The 13,898-nt window shown below is 48.6% G+C and carries 8 protein-coding genes and 1 tRNA gene; 4 read left to right on the forward strand and 5 right to left on the reverse strand.

Annotated features, from left to right (window positions below; all coding sequences use genetic code 11):
- Positions 1-253: 253 nt before the first annotated feature.
- From recD to H141_RS0112985, 4 genes are all read right to left on the reverse strand, one after another.
- Complete coding sequence (gene recD, locus H141_RS0112970) at positions 254-2,236, reverse strand: exodeoxyribonuclease V subunit alpha (RefSeq protein WP_019676707.1); 1,983 nt, start codon at positions 2,234-2,236, stop codon at positions 254-256.
- On the reverse strand, positions 2,226-5,921 hold the full coding sequence (recB, locus tag H141_RS0112975; protein WP_019676708.1) for an exodeoxyribonuclease V subunit beta: 3,696 nt from the start codon (positions 5,919-5,921) through the stop codon (positions 2,226-2,228). The genes recD and recB overlap by 11 nt, the downstream gene beginning before the upstream one ends.
- On the reverse strand, positions 5,918-9,415 hold the full coding sequence (gene recC / locus H141_RS0112980) for an exodeoxyribonuclease V subunit gamma (RefSeq protein ID WP_019676709.1): 3,498 nt from the start codon (positions 9,413-9,415) through the stop codon (positions 5,918-5,920). Before recC ends, recB begins: the two co-directional genes overlap by 4 nt.
- A 64-nt stretch (positions 9,416-9,479) precedes the next feature.
- Positions 9,480-10,190 carry a DUF3581 family protein gene (locus H141_RS0112985; protein WP_019676710.1) on the reverse strand — a complete coding sequence of 237 codons (711 nt, stop codon included), beginning with the start codon at positions 10,188-10,190 and terminating at the stop codon, positions 9,480-9,482.
- 225 nt (positions 10,191-10,415) lie between these two features.
- Here H141_RS0112985 and H141_RS0112990 point away from each other — a divergent pair, with 225 nt between their 5' ends.
- Both H141_RS0112990 and H141_RS0112995 read left to right on the forward strand, forming a co-directional pair.
- Positions 10,416-10,889, forward strand: coding sequence for a hypothetical protein (locus H141_RS0112990; protein ID WP_019676711.1), 474 nt, complete (start codon positions 10,416-10,418; stop codon positions 10,887-10,889).
- Between the two features lie 165 nt (positions 10,890-11,054).
- Entirely contained in the window at positions 11,055-11,480 is a 426-nt protein-coding gene (locus tag H141_RS0112995) for a YchJ family protein (protein WP_240473127.1), read from the forward strand.
- 2 nt (positions 11,481-11,482) lie between these two features.
- Here H141_RS0112995 and H141_RS0113000 read toward each other — a convergent pair whose 3' ends face one another.
- Entirely contained in the window at positions 11,483-11,956 is a 474-nt protein-coding gene (locus H141_RS0113000) for a VC2046/SO_2500 family protein (protein ID WP_019676713.1), read from the reverse strand.
- 106 nt (positions 11,957-12,062) lie between these two features.
- On the opposite strand from H141_RS0113000, the gene H141_RS0113005 reads away from it, so the two are divergent.
- Together H141_RS0113005 and H141_RS0113010 are read left to right on the forward strand one after the other, a co-directional pair.
- Positions 12,063-12,147, forward strand: a tRNA-Tyr gene (locus H141_RS0113005).
- A 113-nt stretch (positions 12,148-12,260) separates the two neighbouring features.
- Positions 12,261-13,895: a response regulator gene (locus H141_RS0113010; protein ID WP_019676714.1), complete on the forward strand. Its 1,635-nt coding sequence runs from the start codon at positions 12,261-12,263 to the stop codon at positions 13,893-13,895.
- Positions 13,896-13,898: the final 3 nt, after the last annotated feature.

Here is a 13,898-nt window from a genome sequence, read left to right on the forward strand (position 1 = left end):
TTTACACGAACATCATCATAAGTGCCCACACAGATAATTGATTGCTAATTGTTAAAGAGCGTGCTTCAAACTCGTCCCTTGGGAGAGTGAAGCGAGAACCGCTTGCGCCATTCTCAGTAATCTTTCTCAGTCGTTTGCTGCGCTGCCGCTGCTCCGTCTGTGGATGCGCATTATAGGGAGTTTAAAATACTCTGCAAGCGCTTTTTAACGAAACTAAATCGTTTGCCTAAAAAACAACCAGGCTCCTCAGAAACTAATCTGCCAGTGCTAATGACAAACCACCTGCACGCAAGGTCTGGCGTCGGACTGCGTTCTCCAATTGCCTGGGTTCAGCACAAATCAGGCTAAAACGAGCAGATGCACGGGTAATAGCGGTATAAAGCAATTCCCGATTTAGCATGCCGTCATCATTTGCCGCAACCGCAAGTACTGTATGGCGAAATTCTGAGCCTTGTGATTTGTGCACCGTCATCGCAAAAACTGTTTCAACGGCATTCAACCGGGCCGGGATAACCCATTTAATGCCATCGGCCACAGCGAACGCCACTCGCAGGGTGCTGGCAACACTACCATCTTCCTGCACTATTAATTTTGGCAAACAAATACCAATATCGCCATTCATCAACCCTAATTGATAGTCATTGCGGGTAACCATCACCGGTCTTCCGGCAAACCACTGATGCTCTGGCGCAATTAAGCCAGCCCTTGCCAGAATCTGCTGAATTTGCTGATTTAGTAGCTCGACCCCCAACTCACCTTTGCGCGTGGCAGCCAATACCTGAAAGCAGCTATAAGCACACAAGATTTGTTGGGCCCAGCTATCCTGTTGTTCAGGTTGCAACGGATCGTCAATGATTAAAGATAAGTAATGCTGGTAGCCATAGCCTTGAGCTACCTTACCACCATCTAACACTAATTGATGAAAATCAGCACTGGTAGTACCGGCTTCTTTTAGTAACATTAATTCGGCGGGAAACTCTTGCCAGATAGCAGAGTCAAGTTGCCCCTTATTCACCATTGCCGCCAACTGACCAATACCACTGTCCTGGCCAAAACGATGGCTATGACGTAGCATTACAATATGCTGTGACAATAAACTGCCATCTTTACTGATAAGCTCATCGGGAATGTGCTGGCCGGTTTGCGCGGCTAACCAGGAAACTGTTGCCGGACGATAGTCCCCGGCACTGGCCTTTTTACAAAGCTCAGCTAATAAAGCACCGGCCTCCACCGAGGACAGCTGATCTTTATCACCCAGTAAAATAATCCGGGCGGTTACCGGTAATGCCTGTAACAGTGACGCCATCAGTTCAACATCAACCATCGAAGCTTCATCCAGCACCAGAATATCCAACGGCAGTGGTTGATAACGATTAAACCGCAAGCTCTTGCTGCCCGGGCGTACGCCTAATAAACGGTGAATAGTAACGACGTTTACCGGGATAGCCTGCTGAATCTGGCTGAAACCAGCGATGTTAATTGCTGCCAGCCGGCTTATAGCACCACTGATGCTGTCCTTTAGTCGGGCAGCTGCCTTCCCAGTAGGGGCAGCCAGCCGAATTTCAAGTAGCGGCTGTTGCCGGCTAAGCTGTAACAATTGCAACAACACCAGCAAACGTACTACGGTAGTCGTTTTACCGGTACCCGGGCCTCCGGTAATTACGGTAAAAGCGCTGCGACATGCCAAAGCACAGGCCAGTTGCTGCCAGTCGGGTTGCAGCAAGCTTTGTTGCGGAGCGCTCTGCTGAAACAGCTGTCTGATTAAAGGCAACAACACCTCCGCCGGCAACTGGGCTGTTAACTGTTCATTTTGCGCCAGGCGTTGATTAATCTGCGCCGCGATATCCTGCTCATATTGCCAGTAGCGACGCAGATATAAGCGGTTACCGGTTAATACCAGTGGATTAGTACCCGTCCCGCTATCCACCACGGCAGACTGACTAAGAGCTGAGTGCCACTGTGCGACATCGGCTGCAGCAAGCTGTTGTTGCAAGGCATGCTGCAGATTAGGCGCCAGCTCTGCACCAAGACCCAGAGTTAACAACGGATCAGCTTGCAGTTTTGCCAGATCCAGACAAACATGACCCTGTTTTAACTGATAACTGCAAAGCGCTGCGGCTAGCCAGACTAATGGCTGCGCCGGCTCATAGCGGGCAATAAAGCTGGCAAAAGCCAGATCCAGCGGACGCAACCACCCCTGTGTTTGCCATTGCTCCAGCATGCGCTCAGCTTGCATCAATGGCCTCCGCGCGGAACAGTTGATCGAGTACATTAATTAACTCAAGTGATGGTTTCAGCCAGACCATACCACGCTGTGGCGCTGCCACACCTCTGATAAACCAATGCATAGCACCACCTGTATCCCGCTCATAATCATAATCTGCTACCCGGCTGCGCAATAACCGATGCAGCGCCAGACAATACAGCACCGCCTGTAAATCGTAGCGCTTTTGTAACATGATCTGTTGCAGTGCTTCATCGTTATAGGCGCTGGCACACTGTCCTGCCCTGTTAGATTTGTAATCACACACCACGTAGCGCTGCTGTTGACAAAATACCAAATCGATAAAGCCTTTTAACATGCCATTAAGCTGCCCGGCCAATAACGCCGGTCGCGGTTGTCCGGGCCAGATATGTTGCTGCAATAGTTGATCTAAACGTTGGATATCAATTTGCTGACACGGTAACCAAAATTCCAGCTCTACCTGATAGCTGGCAAGCCCGGCCAGGGCTAGCGGAGCCACGTTGGTTGCACCGGGCAGCGTAAAACTGCAATGTAGCAGCTGTATTAACCATTGCTGCAATGCAGTGCCGTCAGTTTGCCAGCCTCTCAGCTGACAGCGCTTAGTAAGCTCAATTGTAAGTAACTCCGGCTGCTGGCCGAAAATTGCAAAGCCCTGCTTTCCCATCCATTCCAGCATACCGTGTAAAAAAGTACCGGCTTGCGGCCCGGCAACAAACTGGTACTGGATGCCAGGTTCCTGATACTGCTCTGCTGTTGGCTCAGCAATATGTTCGTTAAAAAGCTCCGGCAATAATTTATCACTGGCCCGCTCTGGACCGCTTAGCGCCAGACTACTGTTCTCTCCCAGTTGCCTGGTTAAGGCGCTGTAACTGGCAATCCACCATGTCTGGCGGAAGGTATGCTTCATTTGTCGGGCAACTGCTGTTTGGTTGCATGGCCCGCCAGCTTGGTACACATCTTGGCTAGCCGCTGGCAGACTTTCCAGCCTGATAGCCGGACAACCTGCCCAGACAGCGTGCACCTGTGCCGAAAAAGCAGCAGGCTCAATTGTTGAGGTCGCAAGTAAATAACTGATAGCACTTGTTTCTGCCAGCGGCGCTAAACCCAGCCAGCAAGCATACTTAGCCCGGGTAACCGCGACATAGCATTTACGAATATCCTCAGCTAACCGCTCCTGCTCTGCCGCCGCCAGTACCTGTTCATCGGGCTGATAGCTAAAACACTGACCGCCCTGCGCATCGCGATAAGTTACTGGTAATTGCCTGGCATTAACCGGCCGGGCGGCACAAATAAATGGCAGAAAGACCAACGGGTACTCCAGACCTTTTGATTTGTGAATAGTAATAACCTGTACCAACTCAGCGTCACTTTCCAGCCGGACTTTCTGTTGCTCACTATCGCCACTGGCTTGCTGCTGAATATGTTCAGCTAAAAAGCGCAACAATGCCTGCTCGCCATCCAGTTGCTGGGCGGCCTGTTGTAACAGCTCGGCCAGATGCAATAAATCAGTAAGTGCCCTTTCACCGTCCGCACTCTGCCGCAGGCGAGCCGGTATTGCAAAATCAAATAGCAGGCTGCGCAACATCGGCAGCACTCCGTAACGGCGCCATTGCTGCTGATAGCTTTTAAACTGCAGACACAGTTGCTCCCACTTAAGTTCGTGTTGTTGCAACTGATCAAGCTCATTCAGGCTTAGACCAATAGTCCGACAACCAATTGCTGAGCGAAGTAAGCTGTCCTGTTCGGGTTCAGCGCAGGCACAAAGGATTAGTTGTAAATCAGCTGCAGTGGCAGAGCTGAATACCGATTCCCGGTCAGATAAATATACGCTGCGGATCTGACGTTGAGCCAGCTGGTCTCTGATTGCCTGAGCTTCATTCTGATTGTTTACCAAAACAGCGATATCTGATGGCTTAAGCTGTCGCATTTGGCCATCATCGTTAATAAGATAAGTGGCACCACTGGCGGCTTGTTGCAAGATGTCTGTGACATAACTGGCGCAGCCACTGGCATATAAATCCAGATAAGCCTGACGGCTAAGCGCTTTATCGGTTTTGAAATCCGGCAACCAGCCGGTCAGTGCTGGCGCAGATTGTTGTCCGATATGCAGCTGCCAGCTGCTCCCCCTGGCATTAACCGGATTAAATGGCAGTGGATCCTGGTTATCGACGTCATTGCCCTGCCGAAACAAAAATGCTCCGCCGGCACGCGCCTCCGCCTCACCAAAGATATAATTTACCGCGCTCACCAGCCTGACGTCTGAGCGGAAGTTCGTATCCAAGGTGTAGTGCCGCCCCGTTGTAGCAAGCTTAGCTTGCAGATAGGTATAAATATCGGCGCCCCGAAACGCATATATAGCTTGTTTAGGGTCACCAATCAGCAGCAGGGCATACTGGTCTTCAGCTCCTGACCCGGCATTGGATGTAGCAGGATGTTCCAGATAGATTGCTGAAAATATCTGGTACTGAATGGGGTCGGTATCCTGAAACTCATCTATTAATGCAACCGGATACTGACTACGGACCAGCGCCGCTAAATCGCGGCCCTGCGCACCATGTAGTGCCCTGTGCAGTCTGAGCAACATGTCGTCAAAGCCCATTAACGCCTGCTGGCTGAGCTCGCTCTGTATGCGTTGTGCAAGCCAGTTGGCAGCATGCTGCATTAATAACTGGCGTGGTTGTGCCAGCCCCTGAAGCGCTGCTTGTAAATGGACAATACCGGCAAATGCCGGATGATCAGGCACCGGCGGCTGCTTCCAGCACTCTGCTATTCCCTGTGGCGATAATCGATGCCAACCGGTACCTAAATCAAGGCTTGTGTCGGGTGCCTGCAGCCAGGCAGCCAACTTTTGCAGCCAGTTATCCAGATAACGTTGCTGCAATTGTCTGCCATTTACAACTTTTTCAGTAATAGCCTGGTTAAGTAATTCAGTTATTTCCGGTAACCACTGCCGCCACTGTTCTGTAAGCTGTTGCAGCTGAGCCTGACGTTCTGCCTGGCATTGGGCAATAGCCGTTTTGGGTTCCGCGTAACTAAAGTTTTCAGTTGCCAGCCGTTCCTGATAGTAACTGCTAAGTTTAGCGACGCTTTGCCATAACTGCTCTGGCGTTTGCCAGTAGCTCAGGCATTCACTCAGCGCATGCTCAGGCAAGTCATAATAAAAGCTACGCCAGTAATCGCGAGCTGCCTGTAACTTCATGGCAGTCAGGTCGGTACTCAGTTGCTGGCTAAACAAACTACCGCTGGCAAAAGCATGTTCTGCTAACATCCGGTTACACCAGCCATGAATGGTTGAAATTGCCGCTTCGTCCATCCATTGTGCTGCTAACTCAAGACGCCTGGCACAAAAAGCAAATTCAGCTTCTGAATAATCAGCCAGTAAAGCAGCAAGCACACCATCTGTGCTCTCACCATGACGAAATGCTTGCGCCGCCTCGGTTAGGCGTAACCGAATGCGGTCGCGTAACTCCTGAGTTGCCGCCTCGGTAAAAGTTACAACCAGAATTTCTGGTGGCGTTAAGGGCCTCTGATAAGCTTGTGCTTTACCATGGCCCAGTATCAGACGTAAATATAGCGCAGCGATTGTAAAAGTTTTACCGGTGCCGGCACTGGCTTCAATTAAGCGGTTACCTTTAAGTGGCAGGGTCAACAGATCGAGCGCTTCAGGCTGCTTCATTCCGTCTCCTCAAGTTTACCGGCCGGTGATACTGCATTTAGCAACGGCTGGTACAGTTGTTCAGCAAATCGCATAAAGTCGCCGCTTCCGGCAAGCCGCCGGAAATCAGGGAACAACCGTTGCAAATAAGGGTTAAGCTGAACAATACCCGGATTAAAGCTATCACCCAAATAACGCTTTTCACATTGTTGCAGAATTTGCTCAGTGCTAAGTTTGCCAGCTTCACTCTGCTGCAGGTACAACATGGCACACTCTAGCTCTAACGGCCAGGGCGCCTGATGCGCCTGCAGGTAACAACTCAATACCTCGCTAAGCTGCTCGGTTGCAGTGGTGACTGTCAGCTCTGCAAAAGTTATTTCGCCGGCCTGACTTAACACTATCGTCTGACAAGGCCCCAGCGTATTAGCCAGTAAATGACTAAGCCAGGGCAACACCAGATGCCGCCATTGATACTTGCGTTGTTTAATAATTGCACTGGCACTTAATAACAGCTGACATTGCTGGCCACTGGCATTTTGTCTTAACTGACTTAACCAGTCTTGTAATTCAATTGCCTGATGATGCCATTGCACTGCCCGCGCTTTGTGGCAAATGGGATACGTCTGCTGCAATTGTGCAAGTCGCCCGGCCAGGGCCAATACGGGCTCTGCTAATTGCCCGGCATGCATACTGGTTGCGGCTCCAACCCCTAGCTCTCCGCGCCGCTTCATTTGCTCCAGACAATTGCTGACCGCTGTTTCTAATGACTGGTTATCAGCCAGGGCTTGTTGCACACGGGCTAGTAACTGCTGCTGTAACTGCCAGCGGCTGAGGCCATCTAAAGCAAAAGCCTCGTCATTTTCGCCGGCAAGATCAGGTTGGCCCAGCCAAATTGCCAGCCGTTGGGTAAAAAAGCTCTTCACCGGGTCGCGCATAAAATCGCTTAGCTGACGCAAGCTGACTGGCTCGCCCGGTTGCCAGTCGCTAAGTTTTTTGTCAGTAACCACCGGAATGCTTTTAGCAAGCCATTCATGCTGATAACTGAATAAACCCGGCTCTTGCTGACTAAAATAACGCGGACTAAAAGGTTGCAACGGATGCACAATCGTCAACTGCGCTAAAAGCTGTTTTCCGGCATCGGTAACAGAATGCTCGCCGACAGGCCGCCAGCACTGCGCAAGATGATCGCGTAACTGGCCAATCAACATTGACGGAGCCCGCTCACTGTTATCATGAACACTGCGACCTACCCAACTGATGTACAGCCGGTCGCGCGCTGATAATAACGCTTCGAGCAACAGATAGCGGTCGTCCTCGCGGCGCGAACGATCCCCGGGCCGCATATCTGTTTGCATTAAGTCAAAATCCTGCCGTGGCTGTTGGCGCGGAAATGCACCATCATTCATCCCAAGTAAACAGATATGCCGGAATGGTATCGCCCGCATCGGCAGCAAAGTGGCAAATGTCACTCCGCCGGATAAAAACCGTTGCTGCACCCCTGGTTGCGATACTAAACTTAACCAGCTTTCAGCCACAATAGGTGCAGGCAGCAATGTGGCAAGCCCCGCTTGCTGGCAATGGCTGTACCACTCATCTAATGCTTCATTTAACTGCGCCAGCAAAGCCTGCTCATCGCTGAGCTGAGGCTGTAAAAAATCTTGCAGCATTGCGTTTAACAATTGCTGCCACTGCCCGGGACTGTGCGGTTGCTGTAACAACTGCCAGTAGTGCTTTAATTTTGCCAGTAACTGATACAGAGGGCCTATCAGTGCTGCCTCCAAGCCACTGATCTCTGTATATGGCTCAATGCCATGCCAGCCCTCTGTGCTCTGCTCTGTGTCTGACAGTGGTCCGGTGGCAAAACCCAGTAACATCCTGTCCAGTGCAAACTGCCAGCTGAACTGATGCAAGCCGCCAGGTAAATCCAGGCTTTGGCGCTGAGTCGCGTCCAGCCCCCAGCGGGCTCCAGCCCCCTGCAGCCATTGATGCAATAACGGTAAAGCGGACTCCTCAATGGCAAAACGATGACGTATTGCAGGGACTTCAAGCAAATCCAGAATATCACTCAATTGAAAACGGCTTTGTGCCAACTCCATTAGCTGCTTAACCGCTTTAAACATCGGCTGCTCTGTTCCGGGAGGTAAATCAGCAATAGTAAAAGGAATGTAGCGCGGGTCTTCTGGTTTTAAAGAGGCAAATACTGCCTGGATCAGCGGTGCATAACCGGCGATATCAGGTACCATTACCATAATATCGCGCGGTCTCAGACTGTGATCCTGTTCAAACGCAGCTAACAACTGGTCATGCAAGATCTCTACTTCACGCATCGCACTGTGTGCCAGATGAAACTGAATGGATTGATCGGTATCTGATATTGCCGGCCAATGTTGCTGACTGTCCTGAACAGGTCTTAAATCATAAATATCGTGTTGCAACATCCCCAGTAAATGACGGCTGGCAGGTGGCTGAAACAAGTCAATCCGCTGATTAACGAACAGTTTTTTGTATTGCGCTGTTTCATCAAACTCATCCAGTAATCTGATGTAATCACGGCCCTGCCTTCCCCAGGACGCTAACAACGGCTGAGCATGCACATGCAATTGCTCTTCGCTGATATCAGTAGGCATCCCAGCTTTATAAGGCTGGCGATGACGCTCTGCCCTTAACAGTTCTTTTTCACTTATTATATCTGCCCAGTAATGCTGGCAGGGATTATGTACCGCCAGCAGGACCTGGCAAAAAGGCGCTATTGCCGCCAGTACTTGTAAACTTTGCTGCGGCATCGCCGAAATACCGAAAATGATTAATCGTCGGGGAATTAAGCTGGCTGCTTCAGCTGCCGGCAAGGCCGCTAATTTATCGATAAAACGCTGATGTACTTCTGCCCGGCTGTCACCAAGCTGTTGCTCACTGATCTTGCAGTGCAAGATGCGCCATAATGCGCTTTGCCATAGTTGTTCCGGTTTAAGTGCGCTCAACTGACCACGGGCAGTAACCAGTTGATCCTGGCCTTGTTGCCAAAGGTTAAGCCAGTCTGCCCGGTACACCTGATACTGATCGTACAGTGCGGCCAGTTGCTCTGCCAGCTGATAGGTTTTAAGCAACGTCGGGTCGTCGGCATAAAAATGCCGTAGCGGCTCAAAGCATTGATTATCGGGTAATTCGGGCAGTAAACTCAGTAAATGCCAACGCAGCAGTTCCCTGCTATACGCAGAGCGTTCATTGATTTCATTCTGGCCCAGTACCTTACGGTAAAGTTGCCAGATAAAACGGGCAGGCAATTGCACGTCGATAGCTGAGGCAATACCGCAGCCAGGTTCCGCGGCGTCAGGTTCATTGGCCAGTGCCAGTTTAAGCCACTGAGCAATGCCATTACTTTGTACCAGAATTTGTTCTGATTCGAGTGGCATAAGTGGATAGCGTTGCAACCAATTTACCACTAGCGCACGCAATTGCTCTGGTGCATTGGCATGCACCACCAGAAAACCAGGTTGTAATGAGCAAGCCTGCAACATAAAAAAGCCTTTACGGACAATAAGCTGCCACTATAGCTGATTTTATGTATCTATTAAAAGTGGCTTAGTACTGTGCCCTGCTAAGGTTTTTACGGCGATCGTACTCAGCGATCATCTGTTGCATATGCTCTTCATCATAGGCTTGCAAATTACTTAAAATCATTCGCTTCTCGCCACGACCAATTTGCTGGCCGTTCTGGGTCAGAACAAACTGCAGCAGAACATTGCCGCGTTTACCTTCAACTTGCAAAGAAGAGGCCGCAAGGCTCAGTTCCACTGTCGCAGTGGGTAAAGTGTCAAAAGATAAGGCCATACTCTCATAGATAACTAAGGGCCGTCCGGGGTGGATCATGACATTATGCTGCTGCATCAGCGGTTGCAGGATATGCGGGAAGTTTTGCCCGGAAAACTGCACATAGTCTCGAATTAAAGGTTCTATCACTGACAAATCATGACTTGCCTCCCCCTGTTGTTGCAAAGACAAATAGACCTTACCCTGCGCGTCACATATCCTCAGTTCTTCACCATGTTGCTCACAATGTAACAGGACATCAGCACTTACCATGCCGGCAAAGGTGCAGCTGAGCTCTTTGCTAAGACCATAGTGACTGAGTAAATAAGCAAACAGTAAATCACCCGGTACGCAAAACCTTTTAGCGTCCACATCGTGAATGGGATTAAAATCAGTCGCTATCTGTTTGGCAAAACTGCAGGACTGCAACCGGCTGAAACTAAAACCTTCGGCAGAACGGGTGACAAAATCGTCTAACAACATCAATCAGGCACTCATTTTTTTACTTTGGCCGGCAATTCTAACCTAAATTAGCTGATAAATGGTCTAGCCAGTGATAAATAAGCATTATTAACTTATTGCTAAAGACGAGGCAGAGCAGGCAAAGAGTACCCGCCAACCAAATCATAATAAAAAATACTTGCGTTTATTTTAAACAGTGACTACTGTATATCCATACACTGTACAAATAAACAGCTGGAGCAAAGTATGTTAGCAACTGCACTTTTACCTCATCACATTTCAGATGCCACGGGCTTGACTGCTAAGAGAGGCACTGGACGCTTACAGCGATTAGCCACAACCGTGGCATCTGCCAAACCGTTTTATCAGGAACTCACCACGGCTTCAGCTGCCAGCGCAGAGCAATTACTGATTAAATTGTTACAACGGCATTGCAGCGAAACAGGTTGGATTGTACTAGTAGCACCAAAGCAACTGCCGTCAAAGGCTCTGGCTAACTATTTACAACTACCTGTAGGAAAAATACTGGTTATTCATCCTGATACGATAAAAAATCCTGCAAAAACCTTGCATCAGTTATTACATACCAGCAGTTGCAGGGTGATTATTAATTTTAGTCAGCTCATGTCAGACGAGCTCACTTTGCAGCTAAGTCAATGTGCCGCCAGTCAGCAGCGCTGGTTTTACCAACTTAATCACTTGGCAACGCAGACTCATTAGCAGGGCTGCGTATGAGCCGGTATTAAGGTATAGTGCCGGCATTACCATTTGCGTCTGCTGTCAGAGGTTATTTTGAACTGCTATTGTTGTTCCGGCCTGCTTTTCAGTAAATGTTGTCAACCATTGCTTGAAGGTGTTGCCACTGCAGATAGCTGTCTGCAGCTAATGCGTTCGCGATATAGCGCTTACTGTTGTAAAAATATTGAGTATATTTTTCAAACCTATCATCCCGGGCAACGCGAAGCTAATTCAAAAGATCAAATTGCAGAATTTGCCAATTCAGTACATTTTGTTGGTTTGACTGTTTCTGACTGGTCGCAAAGCCTGGCTGCACTTTCTGGTAATAGCGGCTCTGTGAGCTTTGTTGCCAGCTATATTAACAATAATAAGTTGGAGACGCTGTCTGAGAACTCGCGTTTTATATTCAGTGGTCAATGGTATTACTTCGATGGTGAGATTACTGCTTCAGCAGCGCTGAATATTGGCCGTAATGATCGTTGCCCATGTGGCAGTGGCAAAAAATTTAAGCAATGTAGCCAACACGTCATCTCCGGTGCCCTGGCTGCTGCAGAGCAACAGCAGCGACGTTAATATCAGGCTGCCCTATGCGTCATTTGTTGCAAGATTTCATACAGTGCAGTTGGATCAGCCTCCGACCGGTTAAGCTCTACACCACCACGCCGACGCTTGCTGTGAACATCTAAGTTTTGCAGCACTTCAGGTGCCAGTTGAGCTTTATTGTCTGTCAACACTAGCGGCCCATCCATTAAATACTGTTGTAATTTAAGTTGGCGTAAGCCACCGGAGTGAAGAGCCTGACTATGCCTGGTTAATTTAGCAAGATCATGTTCTTGCCAACCATAACCTCTTGGCTGCATCAGCGAAAATCTGGCGTATAAATCTGTTTTTTGTGATGCTGACTCTGTTTGAGGCGTCTGGAACTCTGCCATTTCATTAACGGCGGGTGACAAAAACGCCAGCCACAGTGCAAAATCTGCCCTGTGCTGATGATTTATGGCCTTGTTGAGCCGGCAATCGAGTTGCCATTCGTTAATGATGGTTGTCATAGCAGCTTAATTAAACAAGAGTTGTTTGGTTTATCGGCTGTCGTCCAAAAAAGTTAAGTAAAATGCTTTACATCAAAAGACAGTTTGGTAATATGCGCCCACTCGTGGAGGGGTTCCCGAGTGGCCAAAGGGATCAGACTGTAAATCTGCCGGCACTGCCTTCGAAGGTTCGAATCCTTCCCCCTCCACCATTTTTATTTGCCCCCCGTCTACTTATCCAAATCGTCCTTCTAAAATTAATTTGCTTGCTAAACTTAACCATATTTCCGACACTTAACCTATTCAGATTACGGTTAAGGCGCAAATGCAAAATAAGACTTTGGAAAATCAACGGGTGTTGATCGTTGATGACCAACGCGCATTCCAATTAATGTTTAAAGGTGTGCTTTATTCAATGGGCGCAACCAACGTGGCGTTTGCGCCGACTGGTGAGCAGGCGCTGGCAAAATGCAGCAATATTGATTATGACATTCTGTTTGTCGATTATCATCTTGGCATTGGTAAAAATGGTAAACAGTTGCTTGAAGATTTACGCGAAAAGAAACTGCTGAAACCTCACAGTATTTTTATGCTGATTACCGGAGAGAACTCTGTGCCGGTAGTAGTGAGCGCTGTTGAACTTGAACCTGATGATTATCTTGTAAAGCCATTTTCACAAAGTGTCTTGCGCAGCAGGATAATTCGGATTCAAAACAAGAAAGCCCAGTTAGCAGAACTGTTTCAGGCGCTTTTTGACAATAATTCTGAACAGGTAATAGAGTTTTGTCAGCAGGAGATCAGTGAAGCTGGTCGGTATCAGCAATTCTGCAAACGGGTACTTGCCGAAAATTTAATAAAGTTACAACGTTTTGCTGAGGCAAAGCAGGTTTTACATAGTTGTCTGGAGCAAAGACGTAATGGCTGGGCGCTATTATTGATGGCAAGGGTATGCTTTGATCAGCAACAGTTTTCAGAAAGTCAGGCGCTGTGCGATGAAGCGTTAGCGGATAATCGCTTATTTGCTGAAGCCTATGATATTAAAGCGCGCAGCTATCTGGCTGAAAACGATCCTGAACAGGCGTTCAGTTGTATTCAGGCTGCTACCGAAATAGCCCCTTTTTCTATGCAGCGTCAATATTTGTATATGGATATCGCCCACGCTCTGGAAGATACCAACGCCAAGGTGTTAGCAAGTAAACAGTTGTATGAAATTACCCGTAGATCAATCCGGCAGGATGTTGTTCATTTACTAAATTATATTCGCAGCATTATAGCCGCGGCAACTCTGAGTCAGGAGCCACAGCAGCGAAACCGTTATTCGCAGGAAGTAGCTATCGCCTTACAGCGGGCACGACGGGATGACAGTTTGATCCGGGATATTGATTTTGATTTGTTTGAAATTTTATGTCAGGCCAGGCTTGATTCGTTAAATGGCCAGCAGTTTCAGGCGAAAAAAACCTACGCAGCAGTTGCTGAACACGCTGAAACACAGCAACAAGTACTACCTGACATCGTATTATTGCTTAATCAGATTGGAGAATTTGAACAGGCAGATAAGCTGGCCTGTGGCATTGACCCTGAGCTTCGGGCAGATCCGGTTCTGCAACGTCTGTTATCCGAGCAGCAACGTCAGAACCAGTCACAACAACTACATTTCGCCCAATTAAATAAAGATGGCATCCGCCAGTATAAAGAAGGTCAGCACAAGGTCGCACTTGCCTTATTTGAGCAAGCGCTGGAACTGGCGCCAATGAATACTGGTTGTGCGTTAAACGTTATTCAAAGTAGCCTGCAGTTACTTAAAACGCAAAACCACAAGCCCGGAGCTAACCTGCTTGAGCGCTGTAAAAAGGCTTTTAGAATTGTAGATAACATGCCATTGCCGGAGCATCATCGTAAACGCTATCAGGAACTACTGAGCCAGTTTGCTCAATTAAAACCAGATAAACGACGCAGATAATTC

The organism is Arsukibacterium perlucidum DSM 18276 (assembly GCF_000382165.1).
Classification (GTDB): domain Bacteria; phylum Pseudomonadota; class Gammaproteobacteria; order Enterobacterales; family Alteromonadaceae; genus Alishewanella; species Alishewanella perlucidum.